The sequence below is a fragment of the Nocardia sp. NPDC102475 genome (assembly GCF_055584605.1).
The window spans coordinates 105,877-130,160 of the sequence record NZ_JBVJLS010000023.1 but is presented as its reverse complement, the minus strand read 5'-3'; the positions used below and the strand labels follow the sequence as shown (position 1 = coordinate 130,160).

Below are 24,284 nucleotides of genomic sequence, written 5' to 3'. Positions count from 1 at the left end.
GCAATCAGTTGAGGGCTGAGCGACGATTCAGAGGCAGAACCCAGTACCAACCGCCTGTTGGAGTGCTTGCCGAACTGACCGCCGTCCATCGCCCGAGCAACTGCCGGGCGCGATCTCCGCATTCCGGTCGGGTCGAACAGTTACCGCTGGTCACGCGCGGAGGTCATCGGCCGTGTCGGCCCACTGCGCAAGTGCTTTGTACAGCCAGTAGAGAGCAGCTCCGGCGGTGGTGGTTCCGGTGATCTCGGCGGTGAGTTTCCAGTAGCGATGGATGAGCGGGTCGTTGTCGGGTGCGTTGTCGAGGAGTTGGTGTCGCAGACGTGGACTGTCGCGGCCGCGTCGGGCAGTGGCGTGCGCGTCGATGAACCGGTCGAGTTCCGGGCCCGGGTGTGGTCGTGTGCCGAGCGAGTCCACGGCCGCGCATGCTTCGGCTACCCCGGTGACCAGCGCGAGTCTGTCGTGGATTCGGGTCGGGTTCGTCCGCCAGAGCTGTCGTGACATTGCGGCGGTGCATGCGGGATCGGTGATGTGGGTGGTGAGTTCGGCGAAGGCGACGATGTGCTGAGGGGTTGGATCGGCGGGTAGATGCGGGATGTTCATCGCGATGAATCCCTCGAACAGCGCCGGTGGGATCGGGGCGAGCAATGTCCGCCAGAACGTCACCAGATTGTCGTGTGCACGGTCCCGATCTTGCACGGACGCAAGCAGTTCCAACCGTCGGGCGCGTTCGGTGGGTGGCGCATCCTCGACGGCGCGTAGCGATGCGCGCCGCCAGGACAGCACGCCGAGTTCGGTGTCGAGTGCGGCGCGTTCCGCGGCGATCGCATCGGCGATCGACAGGGTGCCGGTGAGAACCTCGATGATTGCCGACAGGCTCAGGCCCAGCGTTCGGAGACGACGCACCAGTAACACCTGATCGACCGTGGTCGCCGGATCGAACAACCGGTGCCCGCCCACGCTGCGCCGCGACTCCAGCACTCCGTTGTCGCAGTAGAAGCGGAGCGTGCGGACCGGTACCCCGGTGACTCGCGACAACTCCCCGATACTCACGAGGCCGTCGCGGTGTGTGTTCTCAGTCACATTCGCTGGAACCTCCACCTCGGTGGAGTTCCTACCCTACTGGAACACCCACCGGGACAAGGAGATACGCGGATGGCCGAGGACACGAAGATGAGCACCGACCAGATCTGGCGGGCAGTCGCCACCGAGCGAACCAGTCTCGTCGAGCTATTGGAGCCGCTGTCGGAAGCCGACTGGGACCATCCTGCACTGTGCGATGGCTGGCGAGTCCGCGACGTCGTCGCGCACGTCGTGCTGTCGGCCCGCGCCTCCATCGGTTGGATCCTGATCAATGTGATCCGTGCCCGCGGCAGCCTGGACCGGGCGATCCGCGATACCGCCATTCGTCACGCGGACCACATCCCGACTCAGCAGCTGCTCGGCGAGTTGCGCGACAGCATCGACGCGCGGGTCACGGCGGTCGGCACCACACCGGCCGATCGCCTGATGGACCTACTGGTGCACGGCCAAGACATCGCGGTCCCACTCGGCATCACCCGCGATATGCCGGTCGCCGCCGCACGAGCGGCCATCCACCGAATCTGGACAATGGGCGCCCCATTCCACGCCCGCAAGAAATTCACCGGCTACCGCCTCGCCGCAACCGACACCGACTGGTCCGCAGGCGATGGATCCACCATCACCGGCCCGGTCGCCGCCCTGCTCCTGATCGTGACCGGTCGCGAGCACGCATGGGATCAGCTCGCCGGTGCCGGAGCAGCGCTATTTCCGCAACGTGACCGACGGTAGAACACGAAATTTCTTGCTGGGAATTGACTGGCAATGTCGCGAGAGGTTGCCGAGAGTATCGCGCAGCTGATTGTGGACGCCATTGGGCCGCAGTAATTTTCGATTGCTGATCGTTGCTCTACGAAAGGTCGAACCGATGATTCTGCTTTCCCTCTTGGGGATGACCGGAAGTGCCGCTGCCGCATGGGCCACCGGAAGTGCCGCGATGGGTCTGGGAAATAGCGGCATTCTGCAGTGAGCCATGGGATCGGGCGGGACGGCATGGACGCCGTCCCGCCCGATTCCTATTGAGCGGTGGAGCGGAAGCCGCGCAGGCGCAGACTGTTGCTGACCACGAAGACCGAGGAGAACGCCATCGCGGCGCCCGCGAGCATCGGGTTCAGCAGTCCGGCCATGGCCAGCGGAATCGCCGCGACGTTGTAGGCGAAGGCCCAGAACAGATTGCCCTTGATAGTGCCGAGGGTCCTGCGGGACAGTCGGATCGCATCGGCGGCCGCGCGCAGGTCACCACGGACCAGGGTCAGGTCGCTGGCCTCGATGGCGACATCGGTTCCGGTGCCCATCGCCAGGCCGAGGTCGGCCTGGGCCAGGGCCGCGGCATCGTTGACGCCGTCGCCGACCATCGCCACCACCTTGCCCTCGGCCTGCAGCCGCTTGACGGTGTCGACCTTGTCGGCGGGCAGCACCTCCGCGATCACCTCATCGATACCGACCTGTGCCGCAATGGCTTTCGCTGCGGCGGTGTTATCGCCGGTCAGCATGATCGGGGTGAGACCGAGTGCCTTCAGCTGCGAGATCGCTTCGGCAGAAGTGGGTTTCACCGCATCGGCGACAACGAGTAGGCCGCGTGCCTTACCGTCCCAACCCACGGCGACGGCGGTCCTGCCATCGGTTTCGGCAGTGTGCATGGCCTGCTCGAGGTCGGCGTCCAGGTGTTGCGACCAGTCCGCGAGCAGCCTTGCGCGCCCGACGATCACCGCATGGCCGTCCACCACACCTTGCACGCCGAGGCCCTCGATATTCGCGAAATCCTCGACCTGCCGCAGTGTACCGACCTTATCCCGGGCATCCTTGGCGATCGCCTGGGCGATCGGGTGCTCCGACGAATCCTCCAGCGCCCCGGCCAGCGCCAGCACTTCGGCGGTGTCCTCACCTGCGGCGGCAATGACATCCAGCAGGGCCATCTTGCCGGTGGTGACGGTGCCGGTCTTGTCGAGCACCACGGTATCCACCCGACGGGTCGACTCCAGCACCTCCGGACCCTTGATCAGAATGCCGAGCTGCGCACCGCGACCGGTGCCGACCAGCAGCGCCGTCGGCGTGGCCAGCCCGAGGGCGCAGGGGCAGGCGATGATCAGGACCGCGACCGCGGCAGTGAAGGCCGCGGCGACCGAACCGCCGGTGCCCAACCAGAATCCGAGCGTCGCGACCGACAGCGCGATCACGATCGGCACGAAGATCCCGGAGATCCGGTCCGCCAACCGCTGCGCCTGCGCTTTACCGGTTTGCGCGTCCTCGACCAGTTTCGCCATCTGAGCCAGCTGGGTGTCGGCGCCGATGCGATTGGCGCGCACCACGATCCGCCCGCCGACATTGACCGTAGCGCCGACCACCGCATCCTCGGGACCGACCTCCACCGGCACCGATTCACCGGTGAGCATCGAGGCGTCGACCGCCGAGGAACCCTCGACGACCACGCCGTCGGTGGCGATCTTCTCACCGGGCCGCACCACGAAGGTGTCGCCAACGCTCAACTGATCGACCGGAATTCGCTGTTCAACGCCGCCGCGCAGCACCGAAACTTCCTTCGCGCCCAGCTCCAGCAGCGCCCGCAGCGCCGCCCCGGCCCGCCGCTTGGAGCGCGCCTCGAAGTAGCGTCCGGCGAGGATGAAGGTGGTGACGCCCGCCGCGGCCTCGAGGTAGATACTGCCGGTGCCGTCCATCCGCGAAATGGTCAACTCGAACGGATGCTTCATGCCGGGCATCCCGGCCGTTCCCCAGAACAGCGCATACAGCGACCAGCCGAACGCCGCGAGCGTGCCCATCGACACCAGGGTGTCCATGGTGGCGGTGCCGTGCCGCAGGTTGGCCCAGGCGGCGCGGTGGAAGGGCAGTGCGCCCCACACCACGACCGGCGCGGCCAGCGTCAGCGAAAGCCACTGCCAGCTGTCGAACTGCAGCGTGGGCACCATCGCCAGTGCGATGACCGGAACCGTCAGCACCAGCGAAACCAGCAGCCGGGTCCGCAGCGCCGCCGTCGGATCCTCTTCCGCGGCCGTTTCCACGGGCTCCTCGATCGGCAGCGCGGCGGTATAACCGGCCTGTTCCACGGTGGCGATCAACTGCTCCGGTGAGATATCACCGCTGAAGTCGACCCGCGCCTTCTCCGTCGCATAGTTGACCGTCGCGGTGACGCCGTCGAGCCTGTTCAGCTTCTTTTCGATGCGATTGGCGCAGGACGCGCAGGTCATGCCACCGATCACCAATTCGACCTGTCCGGCGGATGGTTGTGTCGCGGTGGTCATCGTGTGCTCCGTTCTGTGCGACTCAGGGTAGTGATCAGTGGCCGTGTCCGGCAGGTTCGGCTGCCGGGATGGGCGCGGAACCGGCAACCGAGAGGGTGAATTCGGCGGTGCGAACCACGCCTTGGTGCTGGAAATCCAGGAAGAGTCGGTAGTCGCCCGTGCTCGGCGCATCGACGTAGAAGGTAATGCCTGGTCCGGCCGGGGTCACACCGTCGCCGGGGCTGCCCTCCGGATGGACGTGCAGGTAGGCGAGGTCGGCGGCGCGCAATGCCACGAGGTGACCATAGGCCCCCAGGTAGGGCTGCAGATCGGTGACCGGTTTGCCATTGCGGCTGACCGAGAGCACGACCTTCGAGGCCTGGCCCGGCGTGACCGTGCCGTTCAGCGCGACGGTGTACTCGCCGACCTGCGCGGTGGTCGATGGCGCGGGCAGTGCCTGCGTGTCGTAGTTGCCCGCGACCCGAAGATCGGCGCCGAGCGTCAGATTCTTACCGCCATCGGGTGTGAAGTCGGCGAAGACCCGGTAGTCACCGGCGCGGGTGAGATCCAGCGGGACGCTCCAGGCTCCGGCCTGGTCGAGTACCGGATGCACGTGCTGGAAGGCGGCCATATCGCGGCGGACCACGATGAGGTGCAGATCCTTGTCGTGGCTGCGCACATAGCTGGTGACGGGTGAGCCGTCGCGGTTCAGGATGCGAAACCGCAGCGGAAAATTCGCCGCCGCGGTGGTCTGCGGGGTGTCCAAGCGCAGGGTGTAGCCGTTTTCGCTGGCCATGAGTCCCGCGGGCAGCTCCTCGGACTCGCTCATGGCCTCGTGCCCCTTCGCGTCCTGCGCGGACTCGGTGGGTTCCGGCCCGAGCGTGGCACCGACGGCCAGTGCGATCCCGAAGACCGCCACGAGACCGAGGGTGAAGCCGGTGAACTTGCTTGCTGCGTTCATCAGGAGGCTCCGTTCGGATTATTCGGCGGACCGTCCCGCCGAACTCGGCTCTACCATACCCCCCTAGGGTACATTGTCAATGTGGTACGGGGTGAGGGTATGCAGCCGAGAGCCCGGCTCGGTACTGGACCGGGCCGGGCTCTCGGCTGCGATGCTCAGGCTTCGGGGCGGTAAGTGACCAGCGCCACGGCGGGCGCCGAAACCACCTGCACCTCGGCCGACTCCGCAATCTTGATGTGCAGGAATCCGCCCTCTATCGACACCTCGACGTCATCGATCGTCCGAACCGGCTGTCCATCCCGGTCGAGCAGTGAATATCCGTCGACCAAGGCGACTTTGGCGGCCTTACGCCATTTCGCGTTCATCGTGGTGTCTTTCGTGGGTTCGGCGGGAGGGAAGTCCAGCTCCGGCTGGGCGACGTGATTGAAGTAGTTCGACAGGACGTTCAGCGCGATATGACCGACCACCTCGCTCAACTCGGCATCGCTCACGCCACGCTCGCGGGCCGAGTCGATGACGCGATCGTCGACCCGGCCGCGCGATCGCAGCACCTCGCGCGCGACCTGCAGTACCGCATCCGCGTGCGGATCATCGGCGTGCGCCGCACGGGTGGCCGCGATGGCCTCCTCGGTGAAACCCATCCGCCCCGCTCGCATGCTGTGTGCGGCAACGCAGTAGTCGCAACCGTTTTCGCTCGCGACCAGCAGGGCCAGTTGTTCGCGGATGCGGGCCGAGAGCTTGCCGCGGGTGAGCGCGTCGCGCATGTTCAGGTATCCGCGCAGTGTCGCGGGGCTGTTCGCCATGGCGGCGTAGAGATTCGGAACCCGGCCCAGTTGGCGCTGCACCTCGGTGAGCAGGCCGGCCTGCTCGGCGTCGGCGATTTCGGTCGATACAAGCGGTAGCCGAGGCATCGTGACTCCAAACTCGAACGTGATGGTACTGATCGGTACCGGATCGAAACGGTACTGATCGGTGCCGAATGTGTCAAGTCAGATGGTACCGATCAGTGCCGTCCTGGTATGGTGATGCCATGGCAACACAGGCCAAGCAGCGACTACTCACCACGGCCGAGGAACTTTTCTATGCCGAGGGCATCAGGGCGGTCGGCGTCGATCGCCTGCTGCAGGAGTCCGGCGTCGGCCGCGCCTCTTTCTATCGCCACTTCGCTAGCAAGGACGACCTGGTCGTCGCGGTGCTCGAGGACCGGGATCGGCGCTGGCTGGCGTGGTTACGGGAATCCGTCGAAGCGGAGGCGAGCGACCCGGCGGACCGCCCGCTCGCGGTCTTCGACGCACTCTCGGAACGCTTCGCCCGCAACGACTTCCGCGGCTGCGCCTTCATCAACACCATGGTCGAAGTGGCCGATCCGAGCTCGGCCGCCCATCAGGCCGCCGATCGGCACAAGCGACGCGTCATCGACTACCTCGGCGAAATCCTCGCTGCCGCAGGCCGATCCGACGCCGAGGAGTTGGCCATCGAATTCGCGCTGCTCGTCGACGGTGCGATAGTCACGGCTGTGCGCGAGAACTCCCCGGCCGCCGCCGACCGTGCTCGCACCATCGCGCACCGTCTGCTCGCGGCAACCTGACCTCGCTACCTGCCGCTTGGGCGACCTCCCGGTGGTGTGAGGCAGACACCTCACCAGTCGCGATGGATTCGCAAGTCGACAGCGGTAAGTACTCCTACGAACGCGCCCTGAGCTGGTCAGGCGGAGTGGAGATGGCGAGCGGTTGGGGAGGTTTCGGTGGTTGCCGGGTCCGGATAGGTGCCGAGCAGACGGTCGGCGGTGCCGGAGGTCGTCACGGTGAACCAGTAGTGCTCGTTCTTGTAGTGGTGATGGCGATGGTTGCGCCAAACCGCCCGGTAGAGCGAGCCTTTCGGCTTGTAGTCAGTGTGGATCAGGTAGTGGGTCCACTCGTAGCCGAGGCCGAGGGCGGTGATCATCAGGAGGAAGGTCAGGCCGAGGCCGAGCCGGGGGAAGGCCAGCGTCGCGATCGCGATCAGGACGACAACCAGTACCGAAAGCGTCTTGGTCGGGATGAAGATCAGCGGGATATTGCGCGGATCCACATGGTGCTCACGGTGTTTGCGGGCCAGTTCGCTATCGATCGGGATCGAGCCGAGTTGCCGCGGCCGCCAATGCAACACCGTGACGTGCACGATCCATTCGAAGACCGGGAAGACCGCCAGCATGACCGCGGGCACCAGCGCATCAGTCGATTGCCAGTCGCCCACAATGATTCGGGCGACCAGCGCCGCCACCAGGGTGGTGCCGATCAGCCATGGCGACGGGTGCCGGATGAATTCGCGGAAGGCGGCGGCGAGGGTGAGGCCGCGGCGCAGGGGCCGCTCGTCCTGACGCACACGCGCCGTGGCCGAATCCTTGCTGGATGATTGTGGTTTCGTCATGGTCTTTCCTCGATGGAGCCAGTCGGTGCCGTCCATTCGGCGGCGACCGAGCGATATTCCGAACCGCCGCGGTGATCCGGGATTGCCGATGCCGGATCGCGTATTCGCCGTCAGCGTTCGATGTTTTCGGTGCCCTCCAATACTTCGATCAGGGCCGTGGTCGCCGGTTCGAGCAGCGCCCGAGCGGTGTTTGCGGCCTGTTCCGGCGCACCGGCCTCGATGGCGGTGGCCAGGTTTCGATAGGCCTCGACATTGCCCACCTCGGCGGACATGATCGGGGCCAGCGCCGCGAGCGCGGGTTCATATGCGGCGCGCAACATGTTGAACATCAGCCGGAAGACGATGGAGTCGGCGGCGTCGACGACGTGATCCCAGAACTCCATCGCATGCCGCTGCTGTGCGATCGGATCCTGTTCGGCGGCAAGCGCTTCGACCGTACGATCCAGGGCGGCGCGCACGGTGGCCGACTCGGTTTCGCCGAGCCGGATCGCCGCGAGTTCGGCCACCTTCGGTCCGTTGTGCAGCCGCGCTTCCAGAATGCTGCGCGCGACCTTCGGTTCCAGCTCACCGGCCTGAACCAGTAGTCGCGGCAGCACCTCCAGCCCGGCCCCGCGCCGGTAGTCCAGCACGGTGGTCGCATCTCCCTGCCGCACCGCCACCAGTCCCGCAGCCGCCAACCGCTGCAGCGCCTCCCGCACCGCGGGCCGCGAAACTCCCAACGCCTCCGCCAACTGCCGCTCGCTGGGCAGCGTCGCGCCGGGCGCCAACTCCCCACTGAGCACATCAGCCGCGATCTGCTCGAATACATCGCCCGATACCGACCGCTTGACCACAGGTTGCAACGCCATGCCCCTACTCTCCGCCAAATAGGTCAGGAGGTCAAGTGGTCAGACCAGTTTGCTGACGGGCCTCCTGTGTCTCGCGACGTGCGCGATACACGCTCATATTCGGGTTCGGCTCCGAGGCGGGCCCGCCTGTCGGCGGCCTTGGGAACGTCGTCCGCTGAGGTCAAAACCGCGCAGGCGGCGAGCCGGGTCGGGCTGACAATCGGTGTGGTTCCCGACGCGGGCTCTACCGTCGGCGATGGGAGCTCGGTTGGGGCGGAGCCGCGAGTGGCGCCGCGCTGGGTCGGGCCCCAAGCGGCGTAGGCCCCGGCGCGGGCCCGACTGTCGGCTGCCCTGGGAAGGTCAGCTGGGGTCGGAGCCGCGAATGGCGGCGAGCCAGATCGCGGTGGCGGCGGCTACCGAGGTGGCGGCGAGAAAGGCGATGAAGCCACCCGCGGCGACGTAGATCCACATGAGGGCTACGAAAGGCGCGGCGACGGTGGATTGGGCGTCGAGCAGGAGGCGGCGGCGGATCCGCGCGGAATCGGTGGCGAGAATTGCGGCGTCGGGATCGCGACGGGAGGGATTGTCGATCAGGCGGCCCGGAGGTTCGGAGGTCCGTGCCTTTCCGGATGGATAGAGGTGCTGCGTGGCGGTGTCGACGGAGGTGTCGGTCACGTCGGCCTCGGTCTCCGTCATATCGAGCAGCGCTGGCTCGAAAAACACTGGCAACCAGCGAGTTCGATAGTTCTCGGTGATCTCGAGCCAGCTTCGGCTGACGAGCCGATGCTGCTGTCGCACCCGTTTGATCTCGACGGTGCGCAGGCCGTGGCCGCCTTCGGTTTCCCGGCTGCGGCCGGTATCCGCACTCCCGTCCGTTCCGAACTGTGAGCCGCCATCGCTGCGAGCCGTACTCCTGCGATTCCCGCGCGGTGGGCCGATATCCGCCAAACCGTTCGTCAGGTAGCCCAATGCCCTGGCGAGCTGGAGACCGGTATAGCCCAGAATTCCGAGCGTAACCGTCGCCAATGCCGCCACCTGGTCCACATCGCCGAACGGCGCCCAGGCCAGGCAGACAACCAGGGCGCCGATCGTCACGGAGACCGGATAGGCCAGGGGGTGGCCTGGTCCGAATTTCACTTCAGGAAGCCGACTTTGGTGTAGTCGGGGGAGGCGAGGCCGAATGCGCCGTAGTTGGCTAGGTTGTCGCGCACCGCGTAGGTGCCCGAGGCCTGCTGCAATGGCACCGAATACCCCTCGGCGAAGATCATCTGATCACATTTGTTCGCCGACTCGATGGCCTTCGCCGGATCGAGTTCGGCAATGGTCTGCTCGATCAGCGCATTCAATTCCGGGGATCCGATGCGGGCCTTATTGCTGCCTTGACTGTTCGGGTTGTTCGGGTCATACGCGTAGACCTGTGGCAGCACCCCCAGCGGTAGCACGCTACCGCCCCAGCTGAATTGGGCGATGTCGAAGTTGCCCGGATCGATCACATCCTTGAACAACCCTTGGCCGGGTACGGTTTGGATGGTCATCTTCACCCCGACCTTCGCCAGGTTCTGCTGCACGATCTGCGCGGTCTGCACCCAGCCCTCCTGCTGGTACATCACGTCGCGCAGTTCCAGCTTCCGGCCGTCCTTTTCGCGGACATCGCCGTTGAGCTTCCACCCGAGCGCGTCGAGCATCCGCGCCGCCTCGGCGGGGTCGTATGCGATGGGAGCCGAATTGTCCTGGTAGCCCTTCTGGCCCTTCATGTAGATGTGGTTGTTCAGCGGCGTCGGATTTTCGACGACACCGTTCTGGGCGGCGGTCACCAGGGCCTGCCGATCGATTGCCTTCGAAATGGCAATGCGCAGTTGCGGATCCGCGAGCAGGGCGCCCTTGCCGCCATTGAAGGTCAGATGCGACCAACTGGGCTCCGGCGTGCGCCGCACCACCACATTCTTGGAGTTCCTCGCCCCGGTCACATTCTCGATGCCGGACATATAGGCATAGTCGATCTCGTTGTTCTGGATCCCGGGCAGCACCGCGGAATCGTCGAGCACGCTGAGCGTAATCGTGTCCAGCTTCGGGGTATCACCCCACCATTTCGGATTGCGGCCCAACGTGATCCGGTTCTGCGCGCGATCGATGCCGGTGAGCATGAACGGACCCGAGCTGACCGGGAGGGTGTCGTGGTCGGCGTTGCTGAACGCATCCGGGGTGGCAGTGACGGCCTTCGGATACAGCGGACTGAATTGACCCTGCCATTCGGCATACGGCTTATTGAAGGTGACGATCGCCTGCCGGTCATCCTCGCCTCGTTCGACCTTCTCGACCCGGTCGAAGCCACTGGGGGAGGAGATGAGGAAGCCGGGGTCCTTCGTGCTCAGCGCGGCTGCCTCTGATCGCAGGTCCTCCCAGGTGATCGGGGTGCCGTCGGACCATACGGCCTTCGGGTTGATCGTGTAGGTGACCTGCTGGGGGCTGGTATTCGTCAGCTTGATGTCGGTGAAGTAATTGTGATCGACGGTTAGTTCTCCCGCGGCATTGCTCACCCAGGGTGACGGCATGGTCGGATTGATCACCGAGGCCGTGGTGTCGGTGGTGCCATCGATATGCAGATAGTTGAAGTTCTCCGGGAAGTTGGTGATGGCCAGGCGCAGATTCCCCCCGTCGCGCAGCTCGCTGCGATCCTTCGGGTTGATGTCGTTGGTACTACCGATATCGACCGCGCCGGGCGTGATGCTGTTGTCGGAGCAACCGGTCATGATCAGGCCGAGCGCGACAACCGGAACTGCTACCGCGGTTGCGAATCTCATTTCTCGAACCCGACCTTGGTGTAATCCGCCGATGCGAGGCCGAAGGCGCCGTAGTTGGCCAGCCCCTCGCGCACCGCCACGGTGCCCGCGGACTGCACGATGGGCAGCGAGAAGCCCTCGTCGAAGATCATCTTGTCGCATTCGTTGGCCAGCTCGATGGCCTTTTCGGGATCGAGTTCGGCGATCGTCCGTTCGATCAGCGCATTCAGTTCGGGCGAGCCGATCTTGCCCTTATTGCTCAAGGTATTCGCCGGGTCGAAGGCGTAGATCTGCGGCAGCGCACCCAGCGGGAGGATGCCACCGCTCCAGGTGAACTGGACGACGTCGAAGTTGCCCGGGTCGACCACATCCGTGAAGAGCCCATTGCCCGGGTAGGTCTGGATGAGCAGCTTGACGCCGATCTTGGCCAGATTCTGCTGGGCGATCTGGGCCATCTGCACCCAGCTCTCCTGCTGGTACATCACATCGCGGATTTCCAGCTTGCGGCCGTCCTTTTCGCGGACGTCGCCGTTGAGCTTCCACCCGAGATCATCGAGTTCTTTGGCGGCCTGTTCGGGGTTGTAGGCCACCGATGCCGCATTGTCCTGATAGCCCTTCTGACCAACCATGAAGATGTGGTTGTTGAGCGGTTTGGGATCGACCACGACGCCCTGCTGGGCCGAGGTCGCGATGGCCTGCCGATCGATACCCTTCGAAATGGCAACGCGCAGTTTGGGATCCGCGAGGATCGAGCCGGGCGCGCCGTTGAAGGTGAAGTGCGAGAAGCGCGGCGCTGGGGCGCGGCGCACTTTGATGCCGGGCGCGTTCGAGGCCGTCTTGACCTCATCGATGCCCGATACCGATGCCGAATCCAGTTCATTGTTCTGCAGTGCGTTCAGCCGCGCCGAGTAGTCGAGCACGCTGTAGGTGACCGTATCCAGCTTCGGTGTATCACCCCACCACTTCGGATTGCGGCTCAATACGATTCGCTGCTGCGCCTTATCGATCGAGGTGATCATGAACGGACCCGCCGAAACCGGCAGACCGTTGCGGTCGACGTCGTCGAAGGCCTGCGGCGTCGCAGTCGACGCCTTGGGGTAGACCGTGCTGAAGATGCCCTGCCATTCCGCATAGTGCTGGGCCATGGTGACGATCGCCTGCCGGTCGTCGACACCGCGTTCGACCGTGCCGATCTGCGCGTAGCCCTGGGTTGCCGCCACCTGGAAGGCCGGGTTGCGCCCGCTGAGCGCCTCGGCCTGGGATTTCAGATCTTCCCAGGTGATGGGCGTGCCGTCGGTCCAGACCGCCTTGGGATTGATCGTGTAGACGATGGTCTGCGGATTCGTATTGGTGAGTTTGATCTCGGTGAAATAGTTGGTGTCGGTGGTGATATCGCCCGCCGCATCGGATTTGACCGAGCCCGGCAAGGCCCACCCGACCAGATCGGAGACCTCACCGTCGGAGTCGACGTGCGATGCATTGAAGGTCGCCGGGAAGTTCGTCAGCGCCAGCCGCAGATTCCCGCCGTCGCGCAGGTCGCCGGCGTCCTTCGGATTGATGTCGTTGGCCGTGCCGATCGAGCTGGAGCCCGCCGTCACGTCATCGCCCGACCCGCACCCGGACAGAATCAGCGCGATGGCGACGGCGGGTGCCGCGATCCGAATTCCCACCCGGCGCTGCCGGGCGATGCGTGCTGTTGTCATTTCACGAATCCGATCTTGGTGTAGTCGTAGGACGCGAGGCCGGGGGAACCGATATTGGCGAGATTCGCGCGGACGCCGAAGCTGCCGTCGCTCTGCATCAGTGGCAGCGAATGACCCTCCTCGAACACCTTGCGATCCACCTCATTGGCCAGCTCGAGCGCCTTCGCCGGATCCAGTTCCGAGAGGGTGCGATCGATCAGGGCATTGAGCTCCGGCGAGCCGACGCGGGCGTAATTGCCCTGCAAATCGTTAGGGTCGTAGTAGTACGCCTGTCGAATACTGCTGAACGCGAACGCATCACCCACCCAGATGAACTGGGCGGCGTCGAAATCGCCGGGCTGGATGACGTCGGTGAAGTAGCCCGCCCCCGGCCTGGTGTCGATGGTCAGCCCGACGCCGATCTCGGCGAGGTTCTGCTGGATGATCTGGGCGACCTGCACCCAGGTCGGATCGTTGTACATGACATCGCGGATGACGAGCTTGCGCCCGTCCTTCTCCCGCACGTCGCCGTTGCGCTTCCACCCCGCCTCGTCGAGTTCGCGCGCCGCGGCGGTCGGATCGAAGCCGAGGCTATTGTCCTGATAGCCCGCCTGTCCCTGCAGGAAGATGTGATTGTTCAGCGGCTTCGGATTCTCCACCAGCCCGTTCTGAATCGCGGTGACGATCGCCTGCCGATCGATGGCCTTCGAAATGGCAACGCGCACCTTGGCATCGGACAGGATGGACCCCGGCGCGCCGTTGAAGGTGATGTGGCGCCAGCGATTACCCGGCGCGCGACGAACCACCAGGCCGCCGGTATTGCGCACCGTCTGGACGTCGTCGACCGTGGTCAGCTGCACCAGGTCGAGTTCGTTGTTCTGCAGCGCCGTTGTCCAGGCCGAGTGATCGAGCACGCTGTAGGTGATGGTGTCGAGCTTGGGCTTGGGCCCCCACCATTTCGGGTTGCGGCCCAGCACGATTCGACCCTGCGACCGGTCGGTGGAGACGACCTGGAATGGTCCGGCACTGGGGCCCATCGCATCGGCGAGGCTGTTGTTGAACGAATCCGGGTCGGCGGTCACGGATTTCGGGAACAGTGAGGCATTGCCCGCGAACTGGCCGCGCCATTCGGCGTAGGGGTGGCTGAAGGTCAGGACGGCCTGGCGATCGTCGACGCCGCGTTCCACCTTGTCCACGAATTCGAAGCCGTTGGTGATGGCGATCAGGAATCGCTTGTCCTTACCGCTGAGCGCATTGGCCTCGGATTTGATGTCTTCCCAGGTGATCGGATTGCCGTCGGACCATACGGCCTTCGGGTTGATCGTGTAGGTGACCTGCTGCGGGTTGGTGCCGGTCAGCGCGACATCGGTGAAATAGTCCTTGTTGATGGACAATTCGCCCGCCGCGTTGGTGTCGAACGTGCGCGGCATCAGCGGCCGTTCGATATCGGCTATCTCGCTGTCGTTACCGTCATTGGACAGGGTGTTCCAGTTGGCCGGATACGACGTGGTCGCCAGGCGCAGATTCCCACCGTCGCGGACTTCGTCGACGCTGGTGGGGTTGATGTCGTTGGTGGTGCCGAGCGTATCCGACAGCCCCGCCGTCGAATCGCCGCCCGAACCACAGCCCGCCGCGATCAGACCCAGTGCGACAACCGGCGCCGCCCATTTGGTTCGGGTTCTCGATCGCATCGCGCTCTCCCTCTATCGGCTGACGACCGGCACCGGGACCGCATCGATCAACGCCCGGGTGTACTCGTTGCCGGGACGGTCGAAGATCTGTTCGGCGGGCCCGGCCTCGACGATCTTCCCGCGATACATGACCGCGATATCGTGGGCCAGATTGCGGACCACCGAAAGATCGTGCGAGACGAACAGATAGGACAGACCGTGTTCGGTCTGCAGGTTGCGCAGCAGATTCAGCACACCCGCCTGGATAGAAACATCCAGTGACGACACCGGTTCGTCCAGCACGAGAATCTCCGGATCCAGGGCCAGCGCACGGGCAATGCTGATGCGCTGCTTCTGGCCACCGGAGAAATCGGCGGGATAGCGGTCGGCGTGTTCGGGCCGCAGACCGACCTGTTCGAGTAATTGCGGTACCCGCTTGGCGATTTCGGTGCGCGGCCGGCCGTCGATGCGCATCGGTTCGGCGAGCACGTCGAAGATCGGCAGCCGCGGATCCAGTGCGGCCGTCGGATCTTGGAAGACGATCTGCATCTTCCGGCGGATCTCCCGCCTGCGCGCCTTGGTCAGGGTCGCGGTATCGCTGCCCATGATCTCGATGGTGCCCTCTTGCGGCTTCACCAGGTCGAGAATCTGGGTGAGTGTGGTGGATTTTCCGGATCCGGACTCGCCGACCAGCGCCAATGTGCGCCCGGCGCGCACCTCGAAGCTGATGCCGTCGACGGCGCGGACCTCGCCCTTACGGCGCTTGAACACCAAGCCCGAGGTGATCGGATAGGTCTTCACCAGATCCGAAACCCGCAGCACCACACGCTCGTCGGTATCGGCTTCGGCGGATGGCTCCGAAATCTCCTGGCGGTATGCCTCGAACAGATCGGCGGAGGTGACTTCCGCGGTGCGGATGCAGGCGGCCGAATGGCCGGGGCCGGTCTTCTCCAACGGCGGTTCGGCCGCACGGCAGTCATCGATAGCGATGGGGCAGCGGGGTGCGAACGAGCAACCCGGCGGCAGCGCGTGCATGGCCGGCGGTGCACCGACGATCGGGATCAGCGGGCTGCGGGCCGGACCGTCCATGCGCGGTATCGAGCCGAGCAGGCCGACCGTATACGGCATCCGCGGCGCGGCGAAAAGCTCTGCCGCCGGGGCGGTTTCGACGATTTTCCCGGCGTACATCACCGCGACGCGATCGGCGAGCGTGGCCGCGATACCCATATCGTGGGTGATCATGATGACACCGGCGCCGGTGATATCGCGCGCCTTGCGCAGCAGATTCAGGATCTGCTTCTGCACCGTCACATCGAGTGCGGTGGTCGGCTCATCGCAGATGATCAGCGCGGGGTCGTTGGCAATGGCCATGGCGATGACCACACGCTGTCGCATACCGCCGGAGAACTCGTGCGGAAATGCCTTGGCGCGCAAAGCCGGTTCCGGAATGCCGACCAGGTCCAGCAGCTCGACGGCCCGCACCGAGGCCTCTCGACCGGTCATATCCGTGTGTGCGAGCAGGGCTTCGGCGACCTGATCGCCGACCCGATACACCGGCGTCAGTGCCGAGAGTGGGTCCTGGAACACCATGCTGATGGAACGCCCACGCAGCTTGGACAATTGGCGATCGCCGAGCCCGAGCAGTTCGCGGCCGCGCAGTCGAATGGAACCGTTGATCCGCGCCTGCTCCGGCAGCAATCCGATCACCGCGAGCGAGGACACCGACTTACCGGATCCGGATTCGCCGACGATCGCGAGCACTTCACCATCGGAGACGGTGTAGTTCACCCCGCGCACGGCGTCGATGCGGCCCTCTTCGCTGGGGAAGGAGACCCGCAGGTCGGAGACCTCCAACAGCGGTGCGGTGGAGTTCTTTTCGGTGGAGACCTTGTCCGCTGGGCCCGTCATGCCGCTACCTTCTCTTCCGACCCAGCCTTCTTGCGCGAGCGAGCCCGTTTGGCACTGGGATCGAATGCGTCGCGCAATCCGTCGCCGACCAGATTCGCCGAGAGCACGATGACGATCAACAGTCCACCGGCGAACATGAACAGCCAGGGGAAGGTGAGCGCCGATGCGGTGCCCGAGGCGATGAGCGTGCCCAGTGAGACATCCGGCGACTGCACACCGAATCCGAGGAAGCTCAAACCGGTTTCGGCCATGATCGACGCGCCCACCGACAGCGTGGTGTCGATGATCAGGATCGAGGCGATATTCGGCAGGATATGACTCAGGATCACCGTCCTGGTCGGCGCGCCCATATATCGTGCGGCCTTGACGAATTCGCGTTCGCGCAGACTCATGGTCAGGCCGCGCACGATGCGCGCGCTGATCATCCAGCCGAAGACGCTCAGCAGCAGGATCAACAGCAGGATGGACCCGCTGCCCTTCGTCTTCGGCGCGAACAGCGCGACGATGATAAAGCTCGGCACCACGAGCAGCAGGTCGACCAGCCACATGATGGCCTTATCGGTGAAACCGCCGATGAGTCCGGCGATCGAACCGGTCAGCGCCGCGATGGTGGTGCTGATGATGGCGACGCAGAAGCCGATGATCAGCGATTTCTGCATACCGCGCAGGGTTTGGGCGAGTACGTCGTGGCCGATGGCGTCGGTGCCGAAGGGATGCTCGGGAGAGGGCGGCTTACGCAGCGCGGTGCCGTCGAGTTCCTGATAATCCCAGGTCCAGAAGTACGGCAGCACATAGGCGACCAACACCAGGATCAGCAGCACGATCACGCCCGCGACGGCGGCCTTATTGCGCAGGAACCGCCGCAGCACGAGCCTGCGCCGACCCGAGGCTGCCGCGACCTCCGGCGCGCCCTGGACAATGATTTCGGCTTCTGTCATCCCACACGCACCCTGGGGTCGAGAATCGCGTACACGACATCGGAGAGCAGACCCGACACCAGCACGACAAGACCGGCGAATGCCGTCACCGTGACGACAACGTAGAGGTCCTGGGCATTGATCGAATTGACCAGCCATTCCCCGACGCCGTGCCAGCCGAAGATCTTCTCGGTGAAGGTCGCACCGGTGATCAATCCGCCGAGGCTGTAGGCGAACAGCGTCGCCATCGGGATCAATGCGGTCCGCAGGCCGTGCTTGTAGAGCGCCTTGTTGCGGGTCAGACCTTTGGCTCGGGCGGTGCGGATGAAATCGCTCTGCAGCACGTCGAGCATGGCATTGCGCTGGTAGCGGCTATAACCGGCCATCGCGCCGAGGGCCAGACCGGCCGTCGGCAGCACCAGATGCTGGAGGCGGTCGAGCAATTGCGGGAAGAAGCCGTTGATCTTGTTCGCCGAGGTCTCGCCGGTGTACAGGAAGATCTGCGATCCGGTGAGCGTATTCACTTCCAGCGCACCGTATTTCAGCAAGGTGGCGAGCAGGAACACCGGCGTGCTCAGCACCAGCAGGGAGACGACCGTGGTGAAGTAATCACTGAATTTGTATTGCCGGATCGCCCCGGCCGCACCGATCAAAACCCCGAGCACCGTACCGACGATCGAACCGATGATCAGCAGCCGCAGACTCACCAGCACCCGGCGCGGCAGTTCCTCACTGACCGGCTGCCCGGCCAGCGTCTGGCCGAAGTCACCCTGCGGGATGCCCTTCAGCCAGCTGATATAGCGCTGTGGGATCGGCTCGTTGAGATGCAGCTGTTCGGCCTTGGCATCGATCACCGCCTGCGGCGGACGTGGATTGCGCTGTTCGAGACTATCCAGCGGCGTGAACGTCAGCGACGCCAGACTGAACGTCAGGAACGAGGCCAGCAGCAACAGCACGACATAATTGAACGCGCGTCGTAGCAGGAAGCCGGTCATCAGTCCTCTGGTCCTACGGCTGGTCGGGCCAGCATCGAGTATTAGTCCCTGATCATAAGGACGTGCGTGCGAGCGTGCGTGACACGCGTGAGATCGGCATGTCCTTTATTCTGTGGAGACCGGTATGTCCAGGCTTTTCCGGTGCTCAAAGGGGGACTTCATGAGTTATCCGCAATATGAGCCTTATCCATCGGTCCCGGCACCCGCACCCGGTGGCGGCACCGCGATCACGGCCGGGGTGCTGGCGAGTATCGGCAGTGTGGGCCAATTCCTCGGCGGCGGTTTCAATATCGTGCTCGGACTCACCGACCTGGCCCGTGATCTCTCGCAGTACGACTCGACCGGCCTGTTCGCGCAGAGCTGGATCAAGACCTACCTGCTGGTGGCCGGTTCGATCGCCGTGGTCACGGCGTTCCTGCTCGGTATCGGCGCGATCATGATGTTCACCAGGCGGCCGCTCGGTCGGGTGCTCGTCGTTGCCGGATGTGCGGTGGTGGTGATCGCCGGGATCACGGAGTACGCGGTAACCCTGCACTACACCACCTCGGGCGGAAGCGCGGCGGAGATCGGCGGCGGCATCGGTGGTCTGTTCGGGTTGATCTTCCCGATCGCGACCGCGGTGCTCGCCCTCGTGCCCCCGACGACGCGCTGGCTCAACCACAACCCGGTAGCCGCGCCGCCCGTGGCCATGTATCCGTACGGACCCGGTGCTCCAACCGCTGGGTATCCGTCCGGACCTGCCGTGCCACCAGCTGGGTATCCGTCCGGTTCGACGCCTTATCCGCCGTCGCCTTATCTGCAATACGGTCCGTCAGGTGATGTTCCCCCGCATCCGCAAGCAGGTGCCGATCAGGCGGGCGCGCAGCAGCAATGGGGAGCGAATCCGCAGGCAGCACCGGATTCTTCGCCACCAGATCTGGCGAAACGACAGTCCGACCCGACGATGAAGGCCGAGGACTCCCAGTGGCGGCGACCGGCATCGCAGTGATAGCCGCGACCTCGCCGAGATGGTCTTCCGGCAGGCGAGATGGTCTTCCGGCAGGATGGAATAGGTGACGCGCCTGCACCTGCCCAAGCCGAAGATGGTTGCCACCGACGTGGACGGCACCCTCATCGATCACGACGAGCGGGTCACCGCGCGAACCAAGGCGGCGGTGGCTGCCCTGATCACCGATGGGGTGCCGTTCGTACTCGCCACCGGACGGCCGCCGCGCTGGATCGATCCGGTGGTCGACGGGCTGGGGTATGCGCCGCTGTGCGTCTGCGGCAATGGTGCGGTGATCTACGACAGCGCCGCGGACCGTGTGCTCGTCAGCCGGACCCTGGACGTGGACACCCTGTCCTGGATCGCCGACCTGGCCGAACGCGCACTGCCCGGCTGCGGTCTGGCCGCCGAACGTGTCGGCGCCAGTGCGCACGACGCGGTGACGCCACAATTCGTGAGTTCGCCGGAATACGAACATGCCTGGCTGAATCCGGATGACACCGAGGTCTCGCGCGCCGAGGTCATCGATGCGCCCGCGATCAAAATGCTGGTCCGACTACGCGGCACCCCCAGTGCCGATATGCGCGCGGTCCTCGCACCGCTGATCGGCGACCGCGCCGATATCACCTACTCGACCGACCACGGCCTGATCGAACTCTCCGCACCCGGCGTCACCAAGGCGTCCGGCCTGACCACCGTCGCCCAACGCCTCGGTGTCGAACATTCGGCGATCATCGCATTCGGCGATATGCCCAACGATGTTCCGATGCTGTCCATGGTCGGCCACGGCGTCGCGATGGCGAATGCGCATCCGGAGGCGCTCGCCGCCGCGGACGAGATCACGGCGGCGAACTCCGAAGACGGTGTGGCGCAAGTGCTCGAGCGCTGGTGGGTGTGAACGTCCCGGTCAGCTGGCCGGTGCCGGGACCGGATCGGGGCCCGGCGCGACCACCTGGCCGACCGGGTTGCGGTTGACCTGCTGCTGGTAGGTGTCGTTGTAGGTCTTCCGGACGGTGGTGATGATGCCGGTCAGCTGGTTGAGAATCAGTGAACCGTACTGGAAGTCGGTTCGCAGCCCGTCCGGCACCGAGAAGCTGTTGCTCATCGGCAGCCCGAGAAGCCCGGCATCCCCGCCGAGGGCGAGGAAGCGATCCAGTATCGCGCCCATGACCTCGAACACCTGACCGTTCGGGCCGGTATAGACGTACCCGTTGACGAACTTCGCGTACTGCTGCCCCTGCGCGGCGGGCAGCGGCTCCGACACCGGCTTGCCGAGCGGACCGTCCGGACCGCCCTTAGCGGCCCAGTGCTTGGCGATCGCATTCTGATTCACCATGCCGAGCAGCTTGGCCGTGAGTGCGGCCAGCGTGGCGATATCGCTCTGCGGGGTGGTCTGCATCTGCGGTTGCTGGGTTGTCGGCGCCTGTGCCTGCTGTTGCGGCTTGGTGGAGGTGCCGGACGGTGCCGATATGCCCGCTGCGATATCCCGAATGCGGTCCATATCGGCGTAGGCGGAGTCACCGGGGCAGCTGGTGTTGCCGACATCGCGATGCGCGAACACCACCGGCAGCCGAACTGCCTCACCCTGCGCATACGAGGTGAATTCGGTGCCCTCGGAATACATCGTGGTGTAGCCCCTGGGATCCAGGCCCGCGATCTTGGACCGCCACCCGATGAACCGGCCGATCGCATTGATCGCCTCTTGCGAGGGTTCCGCGGATTCGTAATTGCCCATCAGAGCGACGCCCGAGGTGTTCTCGTTGAACCCACCCGCGTGCGCGCCCTGCACCGGACGATCCAGTCCGCCGAAGCGACCCTCGAAGATCTGGCCGTACTTGTCGACCAGCGCGTTGTAGCCGATATCGCACCAGCCCAACGTCTTTGCGTGATACGTGTAGATCGCGCGGACGATGCCCGCCGATTCGGCCGGGGTGTAGTCGTTGCGGCCCGCGGTGTGGTGCACGGTGAGGCCGCCGAGCTGGTCGTCGTAGGTGGGTTCCTCGCAGCGGATGGATTCGTCCGCGCCCCACTGGGATCGGGTGATGACATTGGGTCCGCCACCGGGAAGCGCCGCGGCGACATTATTGAGTGCGCCATCGATCGCGCCGCGGCCCGGATCGATCAGCACGGCCGTCAGTGCGGCGGCGGTCTGGGCCGGATCATCGGAACGTCCGGCGGCCGGGGTGGACAGCATCGGCACGGCGCCCTCCGCATCACCCGCGACGGGAGGACGCGGTACGGCCGCAACGGCAGGCTTGCGGGTCACCAGGATCTGCACGGACTTGGTATTGCCGACGTAGATCGGTTCGGTGCCGGTGGTGCCGCCCGTCGCCCGATCGTTGCGGCGGGTGTCGACGGCCTCGGCGTCGTACCAGGGACCCCAACCGCCATCGGACTGCCGGGCCCGGACCAATGCCTTGGTATTCACCAGATCGTGCGCGGTCAGTGCGACAACGCTGAACGGGGTATCGCGGCTGAGCTCCTTGACCTGCGCACCCACCTGGCTGAGGAGCTCCGGCGGGACGGCGCCGGGTGACAGTGCCGGTGTGTCGGGGGTGGCTTCGGGCTCGAGCTGGGCGGGATCGGCGATGAAGGCGGCGGCTGGGGAACGGCCTTGGGTCGGTTGACCGGGGGTTGTGCCCTGAGCTGGGGCGGGGGTCTGACCTGGGATGGTTTCGGCGGGAGTCGATTGACCCGGGATGGTCTGGCCGGGTGCCGATTGACCTTGCGCAGTTTGGCCGGGGAGCGATTGGGCGGGGGTGCTCTGGCCCGGAACCGTTTGGCCGGGCAGTGTTTGGCCGGGTAGCGATTGGCCCGGAACCGTTTGGCCTGGTGTGCTGTGTTCGGGGTCGAGCTTGGGTAGGGGAATTTCCGTCGGTAGCTCGATACCGGGCGGCAGCGGCAAACCCTGGGGAACCGGAATGGATTCTGGAATCGGCAGCATGCGTAGATCCGAAAGATGCAGATCAGGCAGGTCGAGACCGGTGAGTTCGCGCAGCGGAAGGGTGATATCGGGCGCCGTGGTGAGAACCACCTCGGCCAATTGCGCAGGGATTGCGGCGAGCTCGCTACCGGTTGTCGCGCGGTAATCGGTCGAATCGCTCAGCGTGAACGTCGCGAGCGGAGCCGCTACCGCAAGTGTGGTGACAACCGGGAGCACGTAGGAACGTTTCGGTTTGCGGTACGGCACGAGCATCTCCAATCAGGTCGAACCGGAGCGATCATCTGCATGAATGTCAGGGTTGCTTCCTGATGCATCAACGACCACACTAGTTCACAACTGTCACATGTCTAAACCTCTAGTTGAGGATTGTGTGATTGCTCGAATGTAGCTCTCGATTTGCCGCCGGATGGAACGACATGCCGACAGGTATCGAACCGATCAGGTCCTGGAAAACCGTGGGAGTGAACGGATGCGAAGTAAACGGCACCGGAATGACACGACGCGGGGGAGCGAAAAATGCGGGTGAAAACGAGTACGCCACGCGGACGAATTGGCGGGCGACGGATATCGGGAACTCCGATTTCCATCCGTCCGGTGCTGGTTACCGGTGGTGCGGCCGTGCTGGCCGGCGCGCTACTCGCGTTCTGGGTCTGGCCGACCGACGCCCTTGTCCGGCCGTTGGCGGGACCGGGCCATGGGCGCGGTATGAGTCAGGTCGGCGCGTTCGACAGTGCCCTGGAAGGCTGGACTGCCGAAGGCATCCTCGATCACTACTACCCGGGCGCGACGCTCAGCAAAATCTCGGCGACCACCGTCGGGGTGCGGCTGTTCGCCCAGGACGATTCGACGCTGGACGTCTATGCCGACGCCGGATTGCGAGTCGCGGGCCAAATGCTGCCGCGCGGCCAGGTCGCGCATCTCACCGCGCTGCCCGACGGCGGCGCGAATGTGGTTGTCACGATGGGCTGTGACGGTGCGGTGCTGTGGCAGCGGGCGACCGCCGACCCGTGGATCTATCCGCTCAACCCGCGGCCCAACCGTCCGGCCGCCGAACATCTGACGCTGTGCGGTGGTTCGGCATATCGCGGCTCACTCGGCGTTGCCATGGAAAACGGTGAGGCACGCACGGTGAACCGCGTCGACGTCGAGGACTATCTGCTCGGTGTCGTCCCGGCGGAGGTACAGGCCAACTGGGTCGACAAGGGAGCGACGGAAGCCCTTCGCGCACAAGCGATCGCGGCACGTTCGTATGCGCTGGCGGAGCACCGCCACCTATACGCGCAGACTTGCGATACCACCGACTGCCAGGAGTATCCCGGCACTGCCAAGGAGGATCCGCGCGCGGCCGCCGCCATCGCATCGACCGCGGGAACGGTGCTTTTGCGGGACGGCCGAATCCTGCGTTCGGAGTACTCCTCCGCACCCGACGGTGGGGAACCGGCCGATATCTACGCCTTCGATGTCGGACCGACTCCCGCCGAGCTCGGCACCCCGGTGGTCGGTGCGGGTAATCCTGTCGATCCCCGCAAGCAGACCCTCGTCGCCGAATCCCCGATCGATGCCGAATACCGCAGGATCGGCGGCGCGAACAGCGCGCTCGGCCGGCCGCTCGGCCCGGAAATGGCGCTACCCCAAAACGCCGGTACCTACCGGCTTTTCACCAACGGCGTCATCATCGCGACCCCGACGCTCGGCGCCCAGGTCGTCGACTTCACGACGCTGATGCAACTGGTGCCGGATACGCACGAGGGCAAGCCGGGCGGCACCGTGCCGCCCGGCGCGAACGGCACACCCGAGGGCGCGGTGCCCGGTGCTGCGAATGGCGTGCCCGAAAGCGCGCCGCCCCGAAGTGCGGTTTCGCCCGGCGTGTACAGCTCACCCGAGGGCGCGGTG

At 65.2% G+C, this 24,284-nt stretch carries 19 protein-coding genes; 5 read left to right on the top strand and 14 right to left on the bottom strand.

Annotated features, from left to right (window positions below; all coding sequences use genetic code 11):
• Window positions 1–150: 150 nt before the first annotated feature.
• Complete coding sequence (locus tag ACZ60G_RS33805) at window positions 151–1,080, bottom strand: MerR family transcriptional regulator (RefSeq protein ID WP_465815312.1); 930 nt, start codon at window positions 1,078–1,080, stop codon at window positions 151–153.
• A gap of 72 nt (window positions 1,081–1,152) precedes the next feature.
• Between ACZ60G_RS33805 and ACZ60G_RS33800 the strand changes: the two genes are divergently transcribed.
• Complete coding sequence (locus ACZ60G_RS33800) at window positions 1,153–1,809, top strand: maleylpyruvate isomerase family mycothiol-dependent enzyme (RefSeq protein ID WP_465815311.1); 657 nt, start codon at window positions 1,153–1,155, stop codon at window positions 1,807–1,809.
• Between the two features lie 284 nt (window positions 1,810–2,093).
• Here the strand turns inward: ACZ60G_RS33800 and ACZ60G_RS33795 are convergent, their stop codons facing one another.
• From ACZ60G_RS33795 to ACZ60G_RS33785, 3 genes are all read right to left on the bottom strand, one after another.
• Window positions 2,094–4,334 (bottom strand): heavy metal translocating P-type ATPase, encoded by a 2,241-nt coding sequence (locus ACZ60G_RS33795; protein WP_465815310.1) that lies wholly within the window; start codon window positions 4,332–4,334, stop codon window positions 2,094–2,096.
• Window positions 4,335–4,368: 34 nt separating this feature from the next.
• Window positions 4,369–5,274, bottom strand: coding sequence for a hypothetical protein (locus tag ACZ60G_RS33790; RefSeq protein WP_465815309.1), 906 nt, complete (start codon window positions 5,272–5,274; stop codon window positions 4,369–4,371).
• 155 nt (window positions 5,275–5,429) lie between these two features.
• A complete protein-coding gene (locus ACZ60G_RS33785; RefSeq protein ID WP_465815308.1) occupies window positions 5,430–6,185 on the bottom strand; it encodes a carboxymuconolactone decarboxylase family protein in 756 nt (251 codons plus the stop codon).
• 119 nt (window positions 6,186–6,304) lie between these two features.
• On the opposite strand from ACZ60G_RS33785, the gene ACZ60G_RS33780 reads away from it, so the two are divergent.
• A complete protein-coding gene (locus ACZ60G_RS33780; RefSeq protein ID WP_465815307.1) occupies window positions 6,305–6,862 on the top strand; it encodes a TetR/AcrR family transcriptional regulator in 558 nt (185 codons plus the stop codon).
• A gap of 116 nt (window positions 6,863–6,978) precedes the next feature.
• On the opposite strand, the gene ACZ60G_RS33775 is transcribed toward ACZ60G_RS33780, so the two are convergent.
• The 9 genes from ACZ60G_RS33775 to ACZ60G_RS33735 form a co-directional block, all read right to left on the bottom strand.
• A complete protein-coding gene (locus ACZ60G_RS33775; protein WP_465815306.1) occupies window positions 6,979–7,683 on the bottom strand; it encodes a sterol desaturase family protein in 705 nt (234 codons plus the stop codon).
• A 110-nt stretch (window positions 7,684–7,793) separates the two neighbouring features.
• Complete coding sequence (locus ACZ60G_RS33770) at window positions 7,794–8,531, bottom strand: FadR/GntR family transcriptional regulator (protein ID WP_465815305.1); 738 nt, start codon at window positions 8,529–8,531, stop codon at window positions 7,794–7,796.
• Window positions 8,532–8,870: 339 nt separating this feature from the next.
• Window positions 8,871–9,647: a hypothetical protein gene (locus tag ACZ60G_RS33765; protein WP_465815304.1), complete on the bottom strand. Its 777-nt coding sequence runs from the start codon at window positions 9,645–9,647 to the stop codon at window positions 8,871–8,873.
• Complete coding sequence (locus ACZ60G_RS33760) at window positions 9,644–11,311, bottom strand: ABC transporter family substrate-binding protein (RefSeq protein WP_465815303.1); 1,668 nt, start codon at window positions 11,309–11,311, stop codon at window positions 9,644–9,646. Before ACZ60G_RS33760 ends, ACZ60G_RS33765 begins: the two co-directional genes overlap by 4 nt.
• On the bottom strand, window positions 11,308–12,993 hold the full coding sequence (locus ACZ60G_RS33755) for an ABC transporter family substrate-binding protein (RefSeq protein ID WP_465815302.1): 1,686 nt from the start codon (window positions 12,991–12,993) through the stop codon (window positions 11,308–11,310). Before ACZ60G_RS33755 ends, ACZ60G_RS33760 begins: the two co-directional genes overlap by 4 nt.
• The gene (locus ACZ60G_RS33750) at window positions 12,990–14,663 is read right to left on the bottom strand and encodes an ABC transporter family substrate-binding protein (protein WP_465815301.1); all 1,674 of its coding nucleotides are present in this window, start codon (window positions 14,661–14,663) and stop codon (window positions 12,990–12,992) included. The genes ACZ60G_RS33755 and ACZ60G_RS33750 overlap by 4 nt, the downstream gene beginning before the upstream one ends.
• Before the next feature lie 12 nt (window positions 14,664–14,675).
• Window positions 14,676–16,550: an ABC transporter ATP-binding protein gene (locus ACZ60G_RS33745; protein ID WP_465815300.1), complete on the bottom strand. Its 1,875-nt coding sequence runs from the start codon at window positions 16,548–16,550 to the stop codon at window positions 14,676–14,678.
• Window positions 16,547–17,488 carry an ABC transporter permease gene (locus ACZ60G_RS33740; protein ID WP_387295881.1) on the bottom strand — a complete coding sequence of 314 codons (942 nt, stop codon included), beginning with the start codon at window positions 17,486–17,488 and terminating at the stop codon, window positions 16,547–16,549. Before ACZ60G_RS33740 ends, ACZ60G_RS33745 begins: the two co-directional genes overlap by 4 nt.
• Window positions 17,485–18,462: an ABC transporter permease gene (locus tag ACZ60G_RS33735; RefSeq protein WP_063039893.1), complete on the bottom strand. Its 978-nt coding sequence runs from the start codon at window positions 18,460–18,462 to the stop codon at window positions 17,485–17,487. Before ACZ60G_RS33735 ends, ACZ60G_RS33740 begins: the two co-directional genes overlap by 4 nt.
• Window positions 18,463–18,622: 160 nt before the next feature.
• On the opposite strand from ACZ60G_RS33735, the gene ACZ60G_RS33730 reads away from it, so the two are divergent.
• Together ACZ60G_RS33730 and ACZ60G_RS33725 are read left to right on the top strand one after the other, a co-directional pair.
• The gene (locus ACZ60G_RS33730) at window positions 18,623–19,450 is read left to right on the top strand and encodes a hypothetical protein (protein ID WP_465815299.1); all 828 of its coding nucleotides are present in this window, start codon (window positions 18,623–18,625) and stop codon (window positions 19,448–19,450) included.
• Window positions 19,451–19,544: 94 nt separating this feature from the next.
• Window positions 19,545–20,345: an HAD family hydrolase gene (locus ACZ60G_RS33725; RefSeq protein ID WP_465815336.1), complete on the top strand. Its 801-nt coding sequence runs from the start codon at window positions 19,545–19,547 to the stop codon at window positions 20,343–20,345.
• 9 nt (window positions 20,346–20,354) lie between these two features.
• Here the strand turns inward: ACZ60G_RS33725 and ACZ60G_RS33720 are convergent, their stop codons facing one another.
• Window positions 20,355–22,643, bottom strand: coding sequence for an N-acetylmuramoyl-L-alanine amidase (locus ACZ60G_RS33720; RefSeq protein WP_465815298.1), 2,289 nt, complete (start codon window positions 22,641–22,643; stop codon window positions 20,355–20,357).
• A gap of 342 nt (window positions 22,644–22,985) precedes the next feature.
• Here ACZ60G_RS33720 and ACZ60G_RS33715 point away from each other — a divergent pair.
• A partial coding sequence (locus tag ACZ60G_RS33715; RefSeq protein ID WP_465815297.1) for a SpoIID/LytB domain-containing protein occupies window positions 22,986–24,284 on the top strand: 1,299 nt, incomplete at its 3' end.